This is a genomic window from Desulfobacter sp. UBA2225 (assembly GCF_002348205.1).
GTDB classification, from domain to species: domain Bacteria; phylum Desulfobacterota; class Desulfobacteria; order Desulfobacterales; family Desulfobacteraceae; genus Desulfobacter; species Desulfobacter postgatei.
In genome coordinates this window covers 1-20,941 of sequence record NZ_DDYV01000175.1, presented here as the reverse complement: position 1 = coordinate 20,941, position 20,941 = coordinate 1, and the positions used below count along the sequence as shown (strand labels likewise).

The following is a 20,941-nucleotide window of genomic DNA, read 5'->3' as shown; positions in this document are numbered from 1 at the left end:
AGTTCTCCGGGTGACCGGGGAAGCTTGGTAAACCCCGTCCGGTGCAAGACCAAATAGAGAGACGCTTGAGGGCTGCCCGCCCAAGTCTCCGGGTAGGTTGCTCGAGATGTATGGCAACATGCATCCTAGATGAATGACCGTTGATCTTTTTGCGGGTAACCGCAAGAAGGTAACAAAATTCGGCTTACGGGCCGGTCAGACCGAAATTTAAATACTGGATAAATATCTATGAATGAAACCTGTGACATCTCTTTTAGAGAGAAAGCCAATATTTTTTCATATGAGTATCTTCAGTGCATTTTGTTCATTATTGGGTTGAATGACGACAGTTATCTTTTTACCAAGAAACTTTGCTCAAAACTGATCATCACCTCGCACATCATGGAAGATTTTCTTGACTTTCACGGTGCAAAAAAAAATAAAGACTGGTTGTTTTACCGTGCAATATCCGCAGCAATTCGACATCTTTCCCTTGCTTGTTATTCCCAGCGTCACACCCTGGACCGGTTCGACTTTTACAATTTCGGGGAGCAGAACCACAGTGCTTTTAAGCAGGAAGCTCTGGGTATGCTTAAATTTCTCCAGGATGCTCTTCACCAGGCCGCACCCGTAGCTTTGAGAGAGGCAAAACGTTTGGGTATCACCATACCGGAGTCCGGCTATGACCTGGAATACTTCCCCGGTATTGCCACTGCCGGCCAACTGGAACATAATATTGATGACGCCATGCCCCAACGCAGTCAGAAAAAAAATCTGACACGAATCTCCAGTCAGTTTCTTGAATTGATCCGGGATTTTGAACAGTTTACCTTTTACGAACGTTATGACCTTGAAACGATTTACAAGCTTGTTCCTGATGTTATCAACGAGGTGACAATGAGAAGCTATGAGATGCGGGTGCATAATATTCAGTCTTCTTTTGATTCCTATGTGATCACCACGTTGCAGTCCCCTGATGCTGAACTTTTAAATCAGTTGCGCAGTCATTTTTCCATCGTATTTCATATCCTGCAGGTTTTAGGGCGTTTGCTTCATTTTTATGAACGTCACCTGTATAATACGGGTTTTAAACATGTTTATAGAAATATCAGTCTCTCCCTTTCCGACCTCATTGATCCGGATGCTGTTCTGGACCGTGCCATAAATTACTGTCTATATTATGCAGGCCGTTTTTTATCCTCTGGCAAGGCCGTGGCTACGCGAGTTTTAAACGATAATATGGAGTCAGGAACAATTGAAGTGGGTATTCCCAAAGACAGGGGGTTTCACAGTCGACCAAGCCTTCTGGTGGCAAAAATTGTCCAGCATTACGGCGGAGAAGTCAAGCTTCATGTGGGAAAAGATCAGTTTGATGCTTCCTCGGTTCTTGATATTCAGTGGGCCGGGGGGAAAATTAAAAAAGAGGAAATTGAGACGGTCGTTTTTACGGGAGATTCCAGGGCCTTGAATGATTTGAAAATCCTTTCCGGTGTCAATTATGGTGAAGACCATATGGGCAAGGGAATTCCCTTGCCCCGCGAATTGAGTTATTTGATTTAAAATTTATGTCTGACACGGAAAATAAAGAGAAATTTAAAAATATTGCTATTATTGTGGCGGGTGGAAAAGGCCTGCGTATGCACTCCCCTGTTAAAAAACAGTTCATTGATCTGGACGGTATTCCGGTAATTGTCCGCACGCTTGCTGCCTTTGACATGCACCGTGGGGTGGATGAGATTATTCTGGTGGTTCCGGAACAGGATCTGGATTTTACCCGCAATGACCTTTTGCACCGATTTTCATTTTCCACTCCTTTGCATATTATCAAAGGTGGTGTTACCCGGCAGGATTCCGTGGGAAACGGACTTGATAAAGCATTGAAAATTTGTATTCAACCTGAAACAACATTTGTGCTGATTCACGACGGGGTCCGGCCCTTTGTAGGTGAAAATCTGGTTGATCGATGCCTTGACGGTGCTTTGAAAAACGGTGCCTGCATTCCGGTTCTTGGTATCTTTGATACAGTAAAAAGGGCTGATAAAAATGGCAAAATAATCTGTACCCTTGACCGGGATGGATTGTTTCGGGCCCAGACGCCCCAGGTCTTTCGCCTGGATCTGATTGTCAAGGCTGCTTCCTATGCACGGAATACCGGTTTTTTGGGCACAGACGAAGCGTCGATCTGCGAACATGCGAAACTCCCGGTGGATATTGTGGATGGCGGACCGTTCAATATCAAGCTCACTTCACCCCAGGATCTGATTTTCGCAGGCCTGATCATTCAAGCAAAAAAAGAGGCAGAAAGGGTGGGGTATTGAGGTTTTTTGAGTTAAAATTATTACCGGAAGATCCGTCTTTAATTTGGCATCCTATTTTATACAGTCCCGGGGTTTACTTTGTTGCGAAATTATGGCAGATTCTAATGTAATGGTGTAGAAAATTCCGTGATTAACCCGTTCAAAGCTTTTAAAATTGACTTTGAATTAAATTTACGCTTAATCGTTAATGGGATTCAGCATTGTTTATTAGACATTAATCATCCCCGGAGGTGCCTGAAATGGCGGAAAAGCCCGCGATCAAGATCGGATATCTTAAAATCACTGATCATTTCATTCTCGGTGTAACAGCTCGAAAATTACAACAAGGTATGGAAACCTTTAAACACTGCACACTGGAACCTGTGGTTAAAAACGGGTGGAATGAAGTTGCTGACGCACTTTCTGTAAAATCACTGGACGGGGCCCTGATTCTCGCACCGACAGCCATGGACCTTTTCAAATCCGGAGTTGATCTCAAATTATTGTTGCTCGCCCATAAAAACGGCAGTGTGCTCGTTAAAAATAAAAGAGCCAATATTAATTCCGTTGAGGATTTCGCGGGCAAAACCGTATTGATTCCATATCAGCTTTCCATCCACAATATGCTGTTTCACAAGCTGTTATCCGAGAAAGGGTTGAAACCCGGACGTGCCACGGAAAAGGGAATTGATGTCACCCTTGAGGTTGTTGCACCGTTCCAGATGCCCGAAGCCCTTGAATATGACGAAGACGGCGAAATCGGCGGGTTTATCGTCGCTGAACCATTTGGATCCCAGGTTATAGCAGCCGGGCATGGTGAAGAATTTGAACTGTCAAAAAATCTGTGGGCCAAACATCCCTGCTGTGTTTTTGTTATGCGTTCCGAGGTTATCGAAAAAAACCCCGAAGCCATGCAGGAAATTTGCACAAGTTTTGTCCGCTCAGGGCTTGCCATTGATGCCCAGCCTGAGCCGGCTTCAATTATTGGTGCTGAGTTCTTTTCCCAGGATAAGGATATCATCCGACGGGTGCTTACAGCCCCGCCTGATCGGATTCTGACAGGAGAGCTTTATCCTCAAAAGGAAGATCTCGATATAATCCAGAAATATATGATGGATAAAATGAATATTATGACATCTCTCATTGATCTGGATAAATTTGTGGACACGCGTTTCGCAGATGCTGCAGGGGCAAAATAACAGTTCAAATACGTTGTTGAGTTAAATTGCTTTTCGCTTTGTGGTTGGTTGATTCTTGGTTTTGATGGATCAAGTCAGCTCACGTCCGTTATTTTGCAGAATCAATAAAGCCGTAAATTTTATCTATGGCGTTTAATCCCCAGGCGGGTTTCCCGGACAGGGTCGCCACATTGTCGCGGTTGAGTCGATCCGTTGTCTGCTGAGCTGTAAGGCCTTGTCCCTTTAATTCAATAATAATTTTCATAATAGCGGCCTTGTATTTTTTCATATCCTGATTCGGCGAAATATCCGGTTTTATTGAGGGCGTACCCTTAACCTGACTGTCCACTTCAGACCGCGCCTGCCCTGATTGTTCCCCCTTTCCATCCACAAGCAGGGATAAGTCATCCATAGGTTCCTGGGATTGTCCGGAGCTTCCAATCAAGGCGGATAGATCATCTAAATCGCCAGGCCTTTCATGGCTTGCAGGCTTAATAAGCCTGGACAGATCATCCATAGGTTCTTGGGAGTGATCAGGTTCTTCAATCAGGGCGGATAAATCATCTAAATCCACAACGGCATTTTCACCCGCATCTTCTATAAGTTTGGACAGGTCATCCAGATCTGTATTAATGTCCTTTGGGATATCTGAGTCGATATCCACAAGACTGAACAGATCATCAAGATCCTCTTCAGTGTGATTTTTATTATCTGAGGAATTAGGCGAAGACACATCAGAATCAACCAGCTTTGACAAATCATCCATAGCATCGGCCAAATTGCTTGTTTCAGGTATGGATTGCGTCTCTTCCAGCAGGCTTTCAAGGTTGCTGTCCGGGTCTGATACAGAGTTGATCAATGCGGAGAGGTCATCAATATCTTCAGGTGTCAGGGCTGTTTCATTGACCAGCAAAGACAGGTCATCCATGCTCGAAGAACCTATGTCATCAGAATCCTCGTGGGCCTGATCCTTGAATGGATCTTCCATGGGTACCGGATCTTCAAACAAATGCATATTTTCATCAAAATCACTGTCCGAAAAGCTTTCGTCAAGTCCTGATGATTCTTCCAGGGCCATGGTTTCAACGGCACGTCCGACAATTTCCATGGTCTGGGACGCAGCGCTATGTCGCTGGTTCATCTCCTGCAATGCCAGGGCAATGTTTGTCATTGCTGCGGCTTTTTTTTCTTCAGCTGCAGCCCGTTTTTCCATTGCATCGGCTTTTCTTGCTTCTACCTTGGCAAGTGCTTCCTGGGCTAAAGCAATACGGTCCTGTTTTTCGATATATACCGCGAACATATCCTTGAACATGGATGTAGACGCTATATCCATGGGGATGCTCCCTTGATTGACGGCAGGATGTTTTGCCGTGTCTTTGAGCATTTCGGCTTCCTGTGTAAGTGAATCTTCAATTTGCTCGGGCAGTATACCTGTATCCAGAAGTTTTTTGATTTTTAAGAGGGTGGTAACCGCCTGTTCAGTGTAGTATGTCTCATCGTCGACAATTTGTGTGACAAGCCACGGGCTGAATCGATGTAAAATGAACTTTAAAGTGGCCTTACCCATATCCAGTTCATCTATCAGATCATCAATGGTCAACAGCGTTGAACGGGTCATAATTTCCCTCATTTGCGATATTTGATTATGTTAATTGCGTTATTTTTATCATAAAATGAAGGAGACCAAAAGCGTTTATAATAAAGGCAAATTAGGGTATGATAGTATTTGACACCTTTTTTTTCACTTGATATATCTTTTTTTAAGCTATCTCTGTTTTAAGATATTAAAAAGTGCAAATTTTCAACCTTGACGAAGCGCTTGCACTATGTTTTCCGGAACGCTAATTCACTTTTAACCTATCCGCCCGGAAAAAAAGAATTTAATAATTCCAACCAAAGAGTTGGCAGCATTTGCCGCCTTTGCAGCCCATGGAGGATAAAATGGCCACAACAACAGATCCTAAGAGCTTTAACCATCACGTCGAAGCCGTTAAAAAAGGGACCCGGGTATTTGAGGATGCATTCCAGGGGGTCTCCCGCATGATTTTGGAAGCCGGTATCCGAAAGGTCACGGTTAAGGGAAAGACCACCTACCAGTTTGACCTGTTCAGCGGAGGCAAACGGCATCTGGTTGGCATGTATGACGAAATCAACTCTTTTGTCTCTTTTGTCAAGGATGCCTCTGAGGGGGGGTCTTCCAGGGAAATGGCTTTTGTCCTGGTGGGCGAGCCGGGGAATGGAAAAACCTTTTTTGTGGATTACCTGTGCGCCCGGTACAGGGAATTTTTATCAAGTCCTAAAAATATGAAGTATACGTTCCGCTTCAAGAACTTGGACAAGATAGGCGGATATGGAAAGATTAATGTCATTGAATCCCAGACCTATGAGGATCCCATGATTCTTGCTATGAGCGTTAGGGGCAACAAAGATGCCTCCATGAGTTATCTTTCCAAATCATTTAAACTCAAGGACAAGGAGATAGAAAGCCTTTATGAAAAGTATCGTCCTTTAGGTGCCTGTTCGGCTTATATATGGAATCAAATTCGGGAATATTGTGATGATGATCCTGACAAAATGATGGAATTCATCGAAATTGTCCCGGTACCGTTGATAGAAAGTCTTGGTACGATAACCGGAAGATATCCGGCTAAGGATAAGATCACCTCTTCGGCCGTGGATCTTATGGGGGAAGAATCCATCCAGCGCTTGTTGCATATTCCGGATTCCAACAACCCCTACCGCTTTGACTTGCGGCGCGGCGCTTTGGCCAGGGTGGCCGGCGGTGGCATCCATTTTTCCGATGAAATTTACAAAAATAAAAAGGATCTGGTGCAGGTATATCTCGGTGTAATCCAGAACCGTGTGATTGAACTGGATGGTTTTAAATGGCCCATTGACACTTTGATTATCGCCACCTCAAATAATTCCGAGTTTAACACCTTTTTAATGGAACGTGAGGAAGCGCCCATTGTTGACCGGTGCCGGATTTGCTATGTGGCCCATAATACGGATTATAAACTCCAGAAAACGTTGACCGAATATGCCATCGGCACCGATGTCAAGCGTTCCCTTGACCAGGAAGTGCTTCACCAGGATCCAAATTTGAACCATGCTGCATCTGTTGCCGTGGTGCTGACCCGGTTGCCCCGGTCCGACAAACTCACCCCGATTGAAATCATGAAGCTTGCCGCAGGGGAGGTGGCAGGTGAAAAGAGCCTTAAAACCCTGGCCGAACTCATTGACCAGCTCAACCAGGATACCGATATAACCAAACGCTTCGGCCAGAAAGGTTTAGGCCAGAGGAACCTGGGTCGGGCAGTGCAGCTCCTTCTGGAATCTTCTGAAACCAATGAAGGCAAATGCATGTTTGCCTTAGATATTTTTAACGCCCTGGAACGGGTGGTACTCGATTATGTCCAGGAACCTGCTGACCGGGCCAAATTCAAGGAGGATTTGAAAATAGCCAAGGGCCTTTACCGGGAACGTATCATGACAGAGATGTTTAACGCATATATGGACGAACCGCTGGCCATTAAAAAGGATGTACTCAATTATGTAAATATGATCATAGGTGTGGATGCCGAGCACCTGGGACCTGATATGATGTGGAAGTACAAAGATCCCCAGACAGGTGAGCTTCGGGCACTTAAAATTGATGAGCGCTATATTAAAAACGTTGAGGAACGCCTCGGTCTTAAAACCGAAGAACAGCGGGCCTCCTTTAGAAATTCAATTAGAAAGATCTACGGCCAGAAACTGTCTGTGGATGCCAATTATGACTTCATGGATAACCTGGAATTAGTTAAAGCCATCACCGATGTCCGGCTTAAATCCGACATTGCCGGTGCCGGCTCTTTAATTGGGGCGCTGGCCAACCGGACCAACGAAGAGAATCAAAAACTGTATGACAGAATGATTTATACCATGGATCACAAGCTTGGATACTGCCCTACTTGTGCACAGAAGACCATAGAGTATTTCTGCAGCCAGGAAGATGACAAATAGCAGTTTAAAAAACAAAGGGGAAGCGTATGGTCACCCTTGATGAATTATTGGAACGGGACCGCCAGCGGGAAGAGGACGGATTCAAGCGTAAAATCCGTATAGGCCGCATTGTCAAACCTGGTACCGGGGGAAAAGAAAAAATTATTGTGGTCCCCACTACCGTGGAGGAGAAGTTTGTTCATGAGGAACCCTCCTTTGATCCGAAAACCGGAGAGGGAGAACCTTCCAGCGGAACCGGAGAGGGAGAAGAGGGCGATGTCATAGGCGAACAGCCGGTACGTCCGGATCAGGGTGAGGGGGAAGGCGAGGGGGCCGGTGAAGGAGAAGGTGAAGGCCAGGGGAGCGAACATGAGTTCGAGTCCAGTGCCTACGAATTAGGCAAGGTGCTGTCCCAGGACTTTCAACTTCCCAACCTCCAGGACAAAGGCAAACGACGTGCCCTGGCCCGCTACACCTATGATCTGACAGATAAGCACCGGGGCATGGGCCAGATTTTGGATAAAAAAGCAACTTTAAAACAGATTGTCCAGACTAATATTGCCCTTGGCAGAATTCCGGATGTTGACGACATAGACCCGGGCAGGTTTATTGTTTCCCCCCGCGATCTTGTTTACAGGATTCTGTCCAGAGAGAAAGAGTATGAATCCCAGGCCATGGTCTTTTTTCTAAGAGATTATTCAGGCTCCATGGGCGGCAAGGTGACAGAGGCAGTGGTTTCCCAGCATGTGATGCTCTATTCGTGGTTGGTGTATCAATATGAAAGACAGGTGGAAACCCGTTTTATTCTCCATGACACCCAGGCAAAAGAGGTTGAGGATTTTTATAAATATCACTCTTATAAGGTGGCCGGGGGAACCAAGGTGTATACCGCTTTCGAGCTGGTGAATCAAATCGTGGAGAAGGAGAGCCTGGATAGAAACTACAATATTTATGTTTTCCATGGGACCGATGGCGATGACTGGGATAAAGATGGCGTCAACACCATAAAACAAATAGAAAAAATGATGCGCTATGCCGCCCGGATAGGCATCTCCATTGTAGAGCATTCCTATGTGGGAACAGGGCAGACCGAAGTTGAAAAATACCTAAGAAAATCGGGAATACTTGAAAAACATAAGAACCATATTAAACTGGATGTTATGCATGAAAATGTGGATGATACCAGAATTATTCAGGGGATTAAAAATCTGATTTCCTGAGAATATAGATAAAGTGCCGGATAAAAAAGAAAGGCAGGGCCCAATGGAACTTGTCAGTCAGCATGTTAAAAAAATCATGGAAGAATGCAAAGTCAGAGCCAGGGATGAAGGCCTGAAGTTTGATGATGAAACCCTTGAGTATATCGTCACCAACCGGGACATGATTGAACTGTCCCCCAAGGTCATGATTCCCACCCTGTATGATTACTGGGTTCATGATGTCAGGGTTTTATCAGGCAAAGGCATGTATGAAGCCTACCCTTCCAACCCCTATGAAACCGTTATCAATACCCGGCCGGCCATTTCCTACTATAACGATAATAACCCGGACTGGCTCAATGTTATGATTTTTTATCATGTGCTGGCCCATATTGATTTTTTTCAGAATAATTTGTTTTTTGTAAATACCTGGGATGTTGACCTTGCCGGTCAGGCGCTGGCAGATAAGCGTTTGATTGCCCAACTCAGAAGCGAAAAGGGCAGGCGATGGGTGGATTATATTATTGAATTTTCCAGGGGGATGGACAATCTGGTGGGCTATCACAAGGCTCTGGACAGTATGTTGAGATTCCGGAATCAGCCAGTTGCCAGGTTATCCAGACAGGATTATTATTTTGATGTTTTTTTACAGAAAATAAAGAAGGTGTCCCACAATACGTACTTAAAAGAAATAGAAAGGTTCAATCAGTGTAAAGATAACATTGCCACATTTTTTGAACCGATCCTTTCCCAGTACCCTGAGTTTGAGCAGATGTACAAAAAAGTCAGAAAGGACAAAGAAAAACCTGTGCGGGATATCATGGAATACATTATCAGGCATTCACCGTTTTTACGGGCCCATGAAAATCAGTGGATGAAATGCGTGATCCAGATCGTGCGCGATACCTCATTGTACTTTCAGCCCCAGATTCGCACAAAGATTATGAATGAAGGCTGGGCCAGTTACTGGCACGACTATCTGTTTATGAAAGATGAGCGTATCCGTGGCCATGAAGTAGATTATGCAAAGGTGAATGCAACGGTAACCGCACTGCCCAAGGTCGGACTCAATCCCTATGCCTTAGGTTTGCGTCTGTTTGAACATATTGAAGAGATGCAGAATAGAGGATGCTATTCCTTTGATTATTTCCGCCTGAAAGATGAGAAAAACAGACAACACTTTGATAAAGGAAATAAAAACGGCCATGATTTTATCTTTAAAGTCAGGGAGAGTATGAATGATTTCACCTTTATCAACAAGTTTGTGGACCAGGAATTTATAGACCATTACAAACTGTTTGTCACAGGCAAGCGGCTGAATAGCGAACGCATGACCTGGCAATACTATATTAAATCCAAGAAAGCCCACGATTATAAAAATATGGTGATTGACACCTTGTATCATCCTCCGGTGATATATGTTAACGAGGAAAAAACCCAAGGCGGTTTGCTTTACCTTGTTCATAAATTTGAAAACAAGCCCCTTAAAGCAGACTATATTGAAAATACCATGATGGGTATTGAGTTCTTATGGGGAGGTCCTGTGTACCTTGAAACCAGCATACCTGTTGGAACAGAAAAGGAAACGCGCCCTGCCATTCATTTTTTGGATCCATCTGCAGGTGGTTCCGGAACAACAGCAACACCGGTTACACGTGAAAAAATTAAGTGGCAAAGGGTATGTTATATAATGGATAAACGGAAATTAAACAGACGGGAGGTGGCATGACCATGGATACCAATACCAGTTCTGTGGATTCCGATGCAATTGAATCCGTAAGCCAGGCCATGGAGTTTTTAAACCAGAATATCCAGGATTACCAGCTGCATAAACCGGTATCTTTCCAGGAATTTCTGGAGCTCCTCAATGCCAATCCTTCCCGGATTTTAAGAAATATTTTTCAGTCATTTCATGACATGATTAAAAGTCATGTGACTGAAATCGAAAATGATATAGATCGTTCCGCTATTACCAGATATGATACGGGTACGCTTTTCATGGAAGGTTCAGATACACCGTATTTCCCGGATATGTTGTTTACCAACCGGTTTATGAACCAGATGGATTATCTGCGCCACGGTAACCAACAGAACCGGATTTATGTGTTTTACGGCCCCCACGGATGCGGGAAATCCACGTTTTTAAACAATCTTCTGGAAAAATTTGAGCAGTATGCCAATACGGATGAAGGATTGCGTTACGAAGTGGTATGGCGCCTGGATGTCAAAACACTTAAAGGTCGTGATCCGTCCATGATGCGTCTGTCTTCTTTTGAAAAACTGATCCAGTATATTGACAGTGATTCGAAAGACTTCAAGCCTATTTCAACTCAAAATCAGGTTGAATTTGAAGGCCCGGAACCTGAATGTATTGAGATCCCCTGCCTGTGCCATGACAATCCCTTTCTGGTGATACCCAAAGATCAGAGACGCGGTGTTCTGGACGAATTGATCAAAAACGATGAGTTTAAATGGAAGCTCTTTACGGAAAAGCAGTATGAATGGGTATTTAAAGATGAGGTCTGTACGGTGTGTACCTCAATTTACCAGAGTCTTCTGGAACGTTTAGGCAAGCCGGCCAAGGTGTTTGATATGCTATATGCCAGACCCTATTATTTCAACCGCCGCCTTGGCAACGGGATCTCCGTTTTCAATCCCGGGGACAGGCCGTTGCGGCGAAACGTTATCCTGAACCAGATGCTCCAGAGCCGGATTAATGCGCTTTTTCGAGATTCCAATGTTATTAATTATATTTATTCCTCCTATGCAAAGATTCATAACGGCATCTATGCACTTATGGATATTAAGGCCCACAATGTCGAGCGCATGGTTGAACTTCACAATATTATCTCAGAGGGTATTCACAAGGTAGAGAATGTAGAGGAACGCGTGGAGGCGCTGTTTTTTGCTCTCATGAACCCCGAGGATAAGCAAAATCTTAAAGATTTCCCTTCTTTTGAAGACCGTATCCAGTATATAGACATCCCGTACGTTCTTGATGTGATCACCGAAGTTAAAATTTACCTGAACATTTTTGGCCGCCATATTGAACGCAACTTTCAGCCCATGGTGCTTGAAAATTTTGCAAGGATCATTGTCTGTACCAGAATCGGAAAAAAATCTCTTGCGCTGGAAGAATGGATAAAGGATCCGAAAAAATACCTGAATTTCTGCGATGAGAGCCTTATTTTGCTGCTTATGGAGATTTTCAGAGGAAGTATTCCTAAATGGCTGAATGACGAGGACAAAAAGGCGCTTGACAAAAAGATGATGAAAAAAATTATTGTCGAGTCTGAAGAGTATGGGAAAAATGGACTGTCCGGCCGGGATGCCATTAAACTTTTTGACCGGTTTTATTCAAAATTTGTTAAGGAAGACGGGCACATCAGCATGATAGATTTATGTTCGTTTTTCAATAAACTTGAAGAACCTGTACGCCAGATGATTCCCCAGGGGTTTTTGTCTTCACTTTTAAGGATGTATGACTATTCTATTCTTCAGCAGGTCAAAGAGTCTCTCTACTATTACAACGAGGATCAAATCGCAAAGGATATAAAAAATTATATTTCCGCTGTAACCAATGAGATAGGCTCTGTTGTGAACTGTATTTTTACCAAAGAAGAGATCCATGTTACCGAGGCATTTCTTGAAAGCATCGAAATCAGGCTTCTGTCTGAAAGTGCCGATGCAGCACGACGCCAGGCAATGCGCCTGGATGTGTTAAAGGAATATACAGGGGTTACGCTTTCCCACGAGATCATGATCGAAGGAAAGAACATTGTTCAAACCCGGCTGTTTAAATCTCTTCATGAACGGTATGTCCACAACTTAAAAAAACGGGTGTTGGAGCCTTTTATGGACAATGCAAATTTCAGACGGGCCATAAAGGATTTTGATACTGAAGATTTTAAAGCCCATGACAAACGCATTAAACGCGATGTGACGTTTCTCATTGACAACCTGGCTAGTAAATTTGATTATTCACAGCAGGGAGCCAATGAGATTTGCATTTATGTCATTGATAATGACCTGGCAAATAAATTCAAGGATAACTGACAGTCAAAATAAACATGCCGATAATAGAATACTTCACGCGCGTTGATGAACATGAAAATAATTGAGGCTGGGTCATGAAAAAAGCGAATGTGCTGATCGTTGACGATTCCAGGTCGGCTCTTTTTGCCGTGAAAGCATTGTTGAATCATGCAGATATTCATACGGTAACTGCGTCCGATGCCCTGCAGGGACAGGAAGCTCTGAAAAAAGAGCAATTCGATCTGGTAATTACGGATGTGGATATGCCTAACCTTAACGGATTGGACTTTTGTAAGTGGATCAAATCAAATCCGGAAACAGCACATATTCCAGTAATTGTTTTAAGTTCCCTTGATACGGACATTGATATTGAAAACGGTTTTAGGGTCGGTGCGGATGCATATGTGCCCAAACGCCTGGCAAATAAGGAACTTATTCCACACATTGAAAGTGTGATGGACAAGTGTACCTTTGTCAAGGATAAAACCATACTTGTGGTTGAGGACAGTAAAACCATTCAAATGGTTACAAAACAGGGGCTTGAGGATGCCGGCTTCAAAGTGGTGCTTGCCGATGACGGGCAGCATGCCCTTGACATCATTGATGATGTTGCACCTGATATTTTGCTTACCGATCTCAATATGCCCCGAGTAGACGGCAATGAACTTTGTCGCAGACTGTTTAATACTGACAAGTATGAATTTTTGCCCATTGTGGTTATGAGTTCCCTAGGCGACAAGTCGATGATGAGACGTCTTATCAGGGATGGTGTTGCGGCTTTTATTGTCAAGCCGTTTAACGTGGACATGCTTGTCGTTACCATGGAAAAACTGCTTTCCGATCATTTTCAGCGCATGCTTGAAGAAAGGGAGCGGCTTATTCATGAACAGAAGTTGACGATCGGCTTTATCGCCAGTCTTGTCAACGTATTGGAAGCCCGGGATAAGTATACCAGTGGTCATTCCGAAGCTGTTACCAGGCTTGCTATAGCCATTGGCAGGGAACTGGGCTTCAAAGATCAGGACATGAATCGTCTTCAGATTGCCGCAAGTCTTCATGACATAGGTAAAATCGGAATACGTGATAATGTGCTGCTCAAACCCGGTAAACTGACAATGGATGAATTTAAGCATATTCAGACCCATACCGTGATTATTCAGAACATCCTTAAGCCGTTGCCAGGCATGGAAGATGTTCTTGTTGCAGCATCCTCCCATCACGAACGCTGGGACGGTACAGGCTATCCCAATGGACTGAAGGGAGAAGATATCCCTTTATTCGGAAGAATTATTGCCGTTGCCGACGTATTTCATGCACTGACCGGTGACAGGCCATATCGTGACGGTATGTCCAGCGAAAAGGCGCTTCAGGTTATTTCCGACGGGGTTGGTTCTCATTTTTGTCCAACGGTTGCGGCTGCTTTTTTTAGGTATATAAAAACACTTAAAAACGACAATCTTACTTAGTGCTTGAACGGTCCACTTTCACCAGCTGCCTGTCAAACCATTTGCAGTCTTTTGTAAAAATTGACTGATGCCTCCGGGTTGGCGCAAGAATTCGATAAATGCACCGGATGGTTTTGCCAAGAATGTATTCCCGCCATTTAAATAATCTGCGGCACCAATCGTATAAAGAATAAAAACAGCATAAAGGACACCTATAATACATAGACATGCAACATGTCCATTTCTTCACTGAAATAATAGATACCTATTGTGATAATGGTAACAAGCAGAAGCATGACTTGAACATCGATAAAGGTAGGCGCACCGTCAATGAAGTCAATTTTTTGGCCCGTAAACAAAAGAAAAAGCCCAAGTGGAAGCCCCATGCTGATGGTGATATCAAATATATTTGATCCCAATACATTCGACAACGCATCATCATAATTTTCTTTTTTAGCATCCTTAATGGAAATAATTGTATCTGGAACGCTGCTTACCGCCGCAATCAGGATCAATGCAATGAACAATGGATGTATTTTCAGTGCTTCTGCAATACCTTTACAGCCTTCAACTATCCAGGCGCATGCTACTTGCCATAACCAGTGTAGAACATATTAATAATATCCAGCTTCTTGCTGTTATTCCGTCTCTTGATCTGAATTGATATTTTTCGAACCAGGTGTCAGGGGCATCATTTTTATAGGCCTTATCCCCTTTATTATTACCGTTTTTCATAGATAACAGCATATAAGCTAAATAAATGAAATAGAAACCGGTAAAAATCCATCCATTCCAATGGGTAATGTAACGGCTCGAGAGTAAAACCAAAATCATTATTTCGGCACCTATGAGGAAAAGCCCATCTCTTAATATAACTTTTTTTGATACTTTAACTCCGGTGACGCCCATAGCTAAGACAACCCAAATCACGAGCATTGGAATAATTATACTATTGAAGATCGCAGAGCCGGAATTTCCGCCTATACTTGCTGCAAAATCTCGACCCAAATTTTCTTGTGTCGCCAAAATAAGAAAAAATACGGTGGTCAGCAATTCCGGCATGGAAGAGCCTATTGCATTTAAAGTAGCCCCCTTTACACCGTCGCTCAGATTTTTCCAAGACAGTCCGTTGCAGCCTCAAAAACATCACAGGATTTTGCTATGATATACGAACACATGATTATCAGAATTAAACCGCCGTACCAGGTATACAAAAGAACATTCATAACTCTATGCAAAACAACATCCATAGTTCTTATTCAACTCCATTGTTTGACGGTACACGGTATTTACAGGTGATTGTTGGGTTAAAAATTATAAGTTTTTGGATCATGTCAATATGGCTTTAATTACATATCCTGAACAATAACCTGAACACAATTTTGCTTAAATCTGTCCACCTTAAGCTTTACCATCAGTTTAGAAAAAAAATCGGGCAGGCAGGTTGTGTCGGACAGGTTGAAGTGCAATGCTTCCACCTGGTGTTCCCCGCTTTGATCCCTAAGGGTCATTTTTCGATGACAGCCGCCAATGATAATGGAAGATGCCACCCAGATGTTTTCCATAAGGAAGACGGGTTCGGGATTGCCGGTGCCAAAGGGACGAAGCAGATCTATCTGGCTGACAAGTTCCGGGGTAATGTCCGGAATCTCAATCACGGCATCAATTTTCCGGATGGGTTTAAAATCTTTTTCTGTGCAGACTAAAGCCAGGATCTCTGCCAATGCGGGTTTCAGACGCGTCAGGTTTTCTTTTCTGACAGACAGTCCTGCTGCCATAGCATGCCCTCCAAAGGTTTCCAGCAGATCCCGGGTTTCAGACAATATCTTGTGTATATTTATCTCGTTAATACTCCGGCATGACCCTTTTGCAATGTCTTCTTTTGAGTTCAGCAGCACCACCGGACAAACATGCTTTCGAGCAAGCCTTGATGCGGCAATACCAAGTACGGATGCATCCCATTTGCTGTCCCACAATACAATAAGCCGGTTTTCAAGTATGGATGGATCGCCCGCAATACGGCGTTCAATATCTTCGACAATCTCTTTTTCAATGAGCCTGCGTTTTCTGTTCAGTTCATCAAGAAGGGCTGCGCTTGTTTCGGTCTGGGCCGGGGCAGGGCAGGTCAGGTGAGACACACATATTCTTGCATGTGATATGCGGCCCGCAGCATTAAGCATTGGCACGATTTTAAATGAAATATCGTCGGAATCCAGCTTATTCATATCAACCCTGGATGTACGGGCCATAGAGACAAGAGCCGGACGAAGGCCCATGCGAATGCGTTTTATTCCTGCCACGCACAGAGCGCGGTTGTCCAGCACCAGGGGGACCATGTCTCCTATGGTGCCGATGGTGAACAGGTCCAGGTATTCGGATAATTTGGGTTCCGGGAATTGTTCCCATACGCCATTTTCTCTAAATACCTTACGCAAGCCCATAATCAGATAAAATGCCACACCGACACCGGCCAGGTATTCAAGTCTGGCGCTGCAGTTAGCCTGCTTTGGATTGATCACGGCAAAAGCGTTTGGGATGGTCGTGTCCGGTTCATGGTGGTCGGTGATGATGACGTCAATGTCTTCCCTGGCTGCCGCCTGAACTGCTTCATGGGAACCGATGCCGCAGTCCACAGTAATAATCAGGTCCACATCCATGGATACGGCCATCTCAATGTGGGGCAACTGAAGGCTGTAGCCTTCCTTTGTTCTGTGGGGCACATACCAGGACAGATCTGCTTCCACCAGGGAGAGGAACTGGTAAAGCATGGCCGTAGCCGTGACCCCGTCCGCATCAAAATCACCAAAAATAAGAATTTTTTCTTTGTTGGTTACCGCCGTATAAATTCGTTCTACCGCTTTGCTCATATCCTTTAATTTAAAAGGATTGCTCAGTCTGGAATAATCCGGATTCAGAAAAAATTTGGCCTCATCAGCTGTTGTGATCCCTTTGTCGGCCAACAGCCCTGCAATAACAGGATGGCAGTTAAGGACACGTTGAAGTCTTTGAAGGACCTCCTGGTCAGGTGATGTATATGTAAGTTTCATCTCCATGGAATGCCGGGTTATACCTTTTTGGGTGGCGACGTGTCAATCCGTACGGCAATAAAGAGATCAAGACTGACTATTTTATATGCACAAAACTCTTGAACAACAGACTTGGTTGGTGGTATTATAATCGGTTCATAAAGGATTATATTTAAAATATTATGCAATCTGTTTTAAAAGAATATATGGTGGATAAGACAAAAATCGGATTTATCCGATTTATTTTTGAAGCCTATGAAGGAATAGCGGTTGTCACAACATTGGAGCCCGGAACCGGCCATATCCGGCTTGCCATGCCTCCGGACCGTCAGGACGAGGTAAATATGGTCACGCAAGCGTTGAAAAAGGACTTTTATTTTGAGCCAAGATAAGCCAAAAGCCTATGTAAACACCATCGGGTGCCAGATGAATGTGTATGATTCCCAGATTCTGGCGGGTCTTTTGCAAAATGCAGGATATGAACAAACCCATGACCCGGACCTGGCCGATCTGGTTTTGTGTAATACCTGCGCCATCCGCCATAAGGCCCAAGAGAAGGCATATAGCTTTTTAGGCCGTTTTGCGGGCACAAGGATTAAAGGAAAACGTCCGCTGACCATCATGGCCGGCTGTGTGGCACAAAAAGAAAAGGAAAAAGCATTTGTCCGTCTGCCGCATCTTGATCTGGTTTTAGGCACCCAGGCCTTTGGTCGTTTTGAAACCCATATTAAAGAGCTGGTTGCCGGTGAAACCCGCATTGTTGATACAGAACCCAGCGAAAATATCTTCGAAGGCTTCCCCAAGGATGCAATGGCCGAAAAAATTCAGGTATCACGCTTTGTAACGATTATGCAGGGGTGTGAAAATTTTTGCACATATTGTGTGGTGCCCTATGTTCGGGGAAAGGAAAAAAGTCGGAATCCATCTGCCATTGTAGAAGAAATTGAGGGCTTGGCGAAATCCGGGGTGCGTGAAATTACCCTGCTGGGGCAGAATGTTAATTCCTATGCCGGTAATAATGGGCAGGCCTGTTTTCCTGATTTACTTCACCTTGTCAGCAGGGTGGAGGGGATTGAACGTATCCGGTTTGCCACTTCCCATCCCAAGGATTTATCAGCGGATCTGATCCAGGCGATAAAGGATGTTGACAAGGTATGCAACCATCTTCATCTGCCGGTTCAGTCAGGTTCAAACGACATATTAAAACGGATGAACCGCAAGTATGACCGGAACACCTATTTCACAAGAATTTCAGCCCTAAGGAGGGCTTGCCCGGATATTGCCCTGTCCACGGATATTATCGTGGGATTTCCGGGTGAAACCCGTTTCGATTTTGAGCAGACCATGAATCTGCTTGAAACCGTGGAATTTGATGCGGTCTTTGCTTTTGCCTATTCGGCAAGGTCATTTACGCCGGCTGCCAAATTTTCAAACCAGCTGGATGAACAGATTAAGCGCGATCGGCTAAATGAACTGCTTGATTTCCAGGAGAAGATAACAGAAAAGAAAAACAAAGCCTTTGTTGGCAAAAAAGTTACGGTGTTGGTCGAAGGTGACAGCCCTAAACCAAGGGACGGGTTCGTAAAGAAGAATAAAAATACCAGGCAGATGTTTGGCAGAAGCGATGCAAACAAAATTGTGCATTTTGCATCGGACCAGGCCGGCATCGGGGATTTGGTTACACTCGAAATTATAAATGCATACCCCCATTCCCTTTGGGGAGAGGTCTGCGAAAGCGATTAAGATGGTATGAAAATTAAATCAACGAGCATTCGACGCAATGAACTGTGCCCGTGCGGCAGCGGGAAAAAATTTAAAAATTGCTGCCGGAATAAAAAAACTGAAATTTCTTTGAAGGATAAGTATAAAAACAAGTATGATATTATCCTGAAAACACCTGAACAGGTTGATGGCATCAGGAAATGCGGAGAACTGCTTTTGTCTATTATGCACGGGGTTGAGGCCATGATTCGCCCCGGCTTGAAAACCGATGACATCAACACCTATGTTCATGAACAGACCATAAAAGCCGGCGCTGTTCCGGCACCACTCAACTACAGGGGGTATCCCAAGAGTGTCTGCGTTTCCATTAATGAGGTGATCTGCCACGGAATACCCGGCGAGCGGATGCTTGAGGATGGGGATATCGTCAATATTGATATCACACCGATTCTAAACGGTTACTATGCCGACGCCAATAAAACCTTTTTTGTGGGTACGCCCGGACGCGATGCCCAAAAAATTGTGGCTGTGGCGGCCGAAAGTCTGCGGCGGGGTATAGAGCAGGTCAAGCCTGGGGCCACCCTGGGGGATATTGGTCATGCCATTCAAAAATACGCCGAGGGCCAGGGATGTTCGGTGGTCAGGGAGTTCGTGGGTCATGGCGTGGGAATTGATTTTCATGAACAGCCCCAGGTCCTTCATTTTGGACGTCCCGGTACGGGTGTTACCCTTGTTCCCGGCATGGTGTTTACCATAGAACCCATGGTTAACCTGGGTAAAAAAGAACTGCATGTGCTTGAGGATCGGTGGACAGCTGTGACCAATGACGGCTCCCTGTCCGCCCAGTTTGAGCAAACCATCCTTGTGACAGATGACGGGTATGAGAGTTTGACCCCATATGAGTTATAGCAAAACGCAATTAAATAAGGTTTTTTCAGCTGTTTTTATTGTATTTATAGGTATCTCCTCCGCCTTTTTTTTCTGTGTGGCCTGTGTGTTGCGCATATGCACGGCGCCTTTTGATCCGCGAAGGATTGTGTCAAACGTTTTCAGTGCGTTCTGGGCCTCGGTTTATACCTGGGCCATGCCGTCCTGGTTCGTAAAAATTGTGGGGCGGGAGAAGCTCGATATTCGCAAAAACTATGTATTTGTATCTAATCATCAAAGCCAGCTGGATATCCTTGTACTTTACCGACTGCTGTTTCCCTATCGATGGGTGTCTAAAAGTTCCGTTTTCCGGCTGCCGTTCATTGGTTGGAATATGGCATTTAACAATGGGGATATTAAACTTAAGCGCGGTGACAAGGAGAGCATTAAGGCCATGATGGCCGAGTGTGAGGACCTTTTAAGGCGGAATATCTCCATTTTTTTTTTCCCGAAGGCACAAGGTCCAAAGATGGTCATATTGGCAGATTCAAACCCGGGGCGTTTATCCTGGCTAAAAACACAGGTGTTGTCATTCAGCCGATTGCCATCAGTAATACCAATAAGGCGTTGCCTAAACATTCACTAACCTTTCAGGGGCACACCGAAATGACAGTAAAGGTTCTCGATACCATTCCCTTTTCCCAGTTCAGTGAGATGGCCCCTGACAATATTGCCACCATGGTAAGATCGTTGATCTCCGAACATGTTTGTTGAACCCGTAAAAAAAACAAATTTTTCTGTGAGTATAAAAGCATATTCTTAAACAGCACTCTTCGCCCTTTCAAAAAGACGGGTATCCATCATTAACCCGTTATATTCTCTGATAAATCCCAAAATTGACATTTTTGCTCTCAACGGTCAAAAACACTGATTTGAAAACTATTTGTTGTGTATGGTTATGGTGGAATATTTTGATTGATTATCATTAATTACATTTGTGTCTTATTTGTGATGTGGTTAGTGATCATAGGGATAAGAGCCATCTCGCAGTGTTTTGGAGGATAAACCATCGGCAATATATATTACAGAATAATAGTCTATCAATTGATAAAAAGTTACATATTTGAGCTATGATTTATAGCATATTTGTAATATAATAACCATCAGTAATTTATTCCGACACAAATAAAAAATTTTTTTTATTCAAAA

15 protein-coding genes, 1 other RNA gene and 1 pseudogene are annotated in these 20,941 nt (G+C 44.1%); 13 read left to right on the top strand and 4 right to left on the bottom strand.

The annotated features are described in order from the left end of the window. The 4 genes from rnpB to B3D59_RS08975 form a co-directional block, all read left to right on the top strand. Positions 1-203, top strand: an RNA gene (gene rnpB, locus B3D59_RS08990) — RNase P RNA component class A; the annotation flags it as partial. A 25-nt stretch (positions 204-228) separates the two neighbouring features. Next, the gene (locus B3D59_RS08985) at positions 229-1,539 is read left to right on the top strand and encodes an HPr family phosphocarrier protein (protein ID WP_286819133.1); all 1,311 of its coding nucleotides are present in this window, start codon (positions 229-231) and stop codon (positions 1,537-1,539) included. Between the two features lie 5 nt (positions 1,540-1,544). Beyond that, positions 1,545-2,297 (top strand): 2-C-methyl-D-erythritol 4-phosphate cytidylyltransferase, encoded by a 753-nt coding sequence (gene ispD / locus B3D59_RS08980; protein WP_286819132.1) that lies wholly within the window; start codon positions 1,545-1,547, stop codon positions 2,295-2,297. A gap of 239 nt (positions 2,298-2,536) precedes the next feature. Further along, positions 2,537-3,475, top strand: a complete 939-nt coding sequence (locus B3D59_RS08975; RefSeq protein ID WP_286819131.1) for an ABC transporter substrate-binding protein — start codon at positions 2,537-2,539, stop codon at positions 3,473-3,475. 88 nt (positions 3,476-3,563) lie between these two features. Here B3D59_RS08975 and B3D59_RS08970 read toward each other — a convergent pair whose 3' ends face one another. Then, positions 3,564-5,072 (bottom strand): hypothetical protein, encoded by a 1,509-nt coding sequence (locus tag B3D59_RS08970; RefSeq protein WP_286819128.1) that lies wholly within the window; start codon positions 5,070-5,072, stop codon positions 3,564-3,566. Between the two features lie 323 nt (positions 5,073-5,395). On the opposite strand from B3D59_RS08970, the gene B3D59_RS08965 reads away from it, so the two are divergent. From B3D59_RS08965 to B3D59_RS08945, 5 genes are all read left to right on the top strand, one after another. Beyond that, the gene (locus tag B3D59_RS08965) at positions 5,396-7,459 is read left to right on the top strand and encodes a serine protein kinase PrkA (protein ID WP_286819127.1); all 2,064 of its coding nucleotides are present in this window, start codon (positions 5,396-5,398) and stop codon (positions 7,457-7,459) included. A 26-nt stretch (positions 7,460-7,485) separates the two neighbouring features. Beyond that, complete coding sequence (locus tag B3D59_RS08960) at positions 7,486-8,658, top strand: DUF444 family protein (RefSeq protein ID WP_286819126.1); 1,173 nt, start codon at positions 7,486-7,488, stop codon at positions 8,656-8,658. A 43-nt stretch (positions 8,659-8,701) separates the two neighbouring features. Then, entirely contained in the window at positions 8,702-10,366 is a 1,665-nt protein-coding gene (locus B3D59_RS08955) for a SpoVR family protein (protein WP_286819125.1), read from the top strand. Further along, positions 10,363-12,693, top strand: a complete 2,331-nt coding sequence (locus B3D59_RS08950) for a serine protein kinase PrkA (RefSeq protein WP_286819124.1) — start codon at positions 10,363-10,365, stop codon at positions 12,691-12,693. Before B3D59_RS08955 ends, B3D59_RS08950 begins: the two co-directional genes overlap by 4 nt. Positions 12,694-12,767: 74 nt before the next feature. Beyond that, entirely contained in the window at positions 12,768-14,138 is a 1,371-nt protein-coding gene (locus B3D59_RS08945) for a response regulator (protein ID WP_286819123.1), read from the top strand. Positions 14,139-14,329: 191 nt separating this feature from the next. Here the strand turns inward: B3D59_RS08945 and B3D59_RS08940 are convergent, their stop codons facing one another. From B3D59_RS08940 to recJ, 3 genes are all read right to left on the bottom strand, one after another. After that, the gene (locus B3D59_RS08940) at positions 14,330-14,653 is read right to left on the bottom strand and encodes a hypothetical protein (protein WP_286819137.1); all 324 of its coding nucleotides are present in this window, start codon (positions 14,651-14,653) and stop codon (positions 14,330-14,332) included. Positions 14,654-14,684: 31 nt separating this feature from the next. Next, positions 14,685-15,227 carry a hypothetical protein gene (locus B3D59_RS08935; protein WP_286819135.1) on the bottom strand — a complete coding sequence of 181 codons (543 nt, stop codon included), beginning with the start codon at positions 15,225-15,227 and terminating at the stop codon, positions 14,685-14,687. 239 nt (positions 15,228-15,466) lie between these two features. After that, positions 15,467-17,164, bottom strand: a complete 1,698-nt coding sequence (recJ, locus tag B3D59_RS08930; RefSeq protein WP_286819122.1) for a single-stranded-DNA-specific exonuclease RecJ — start codon at positions 17,162-17,164, stop codon at positions 15,467-15,469. 161 nt (positions 17,165-17,325) lie between these two features. Between recJ and B3D59_RS08925 the strand changes: the two genes are divergently transcribed. The 4 genes and pseudogenes from B3D59_RS08925 to B3D59_RS08910 all read left to right on the top strand — a co-directional run. Then, a complete protein-coding gene (locus B3D59_RS08925; protein WP_286819121.1) occupies positions 17,326-17,535 on the top strand; it encodes a DUF4911 domain-containing protein in 210 nt (69 codons plus the stop codon). Then, the gene (miaB, locus tag B3D59_RS08920; RefSeq protein WP_286819120.1) at positions 17,522-18,886 is read left to right on the top strand and encodes a tRNA (N6-isopentenyl adenosine(37)-C2)-methylthiotransferase MiaB; all 1,365 of its coding nucleotides are present in this window, start codon (positions 17,522-17,524) and stop codon (positions 18,884-18,886) included. The genes B3D59_RS08925 and miaB overlap by 14 nt, the downstream gene beginning before the upstream one ends. Before the next feature lie 6 nt (positions 18,887-18,892). After that, positions 18,893-19,774, top strand: a complete 882-nt coding sequence (gene map / locus B3D59_RS08915) for a type I methionyl aminopeptidase (protein WP_286819119.1) — start codon at positions 18,893-18,895, stop codon at positions 19,772-19,774. Then, positions 19,764-20,284, top strand: a pseudogene (locus B3D59_RS08910) (1-acyl-sn-glycerol-3-phosphate acyltransferase); the annotation flags it as partial. The gene map and the pseudogene B3D59_RS08910, both read left to right, overlap by 11 nt. Between the last annotated feature and the right edge of the window lie 657 nt (positions 20,285-20,941).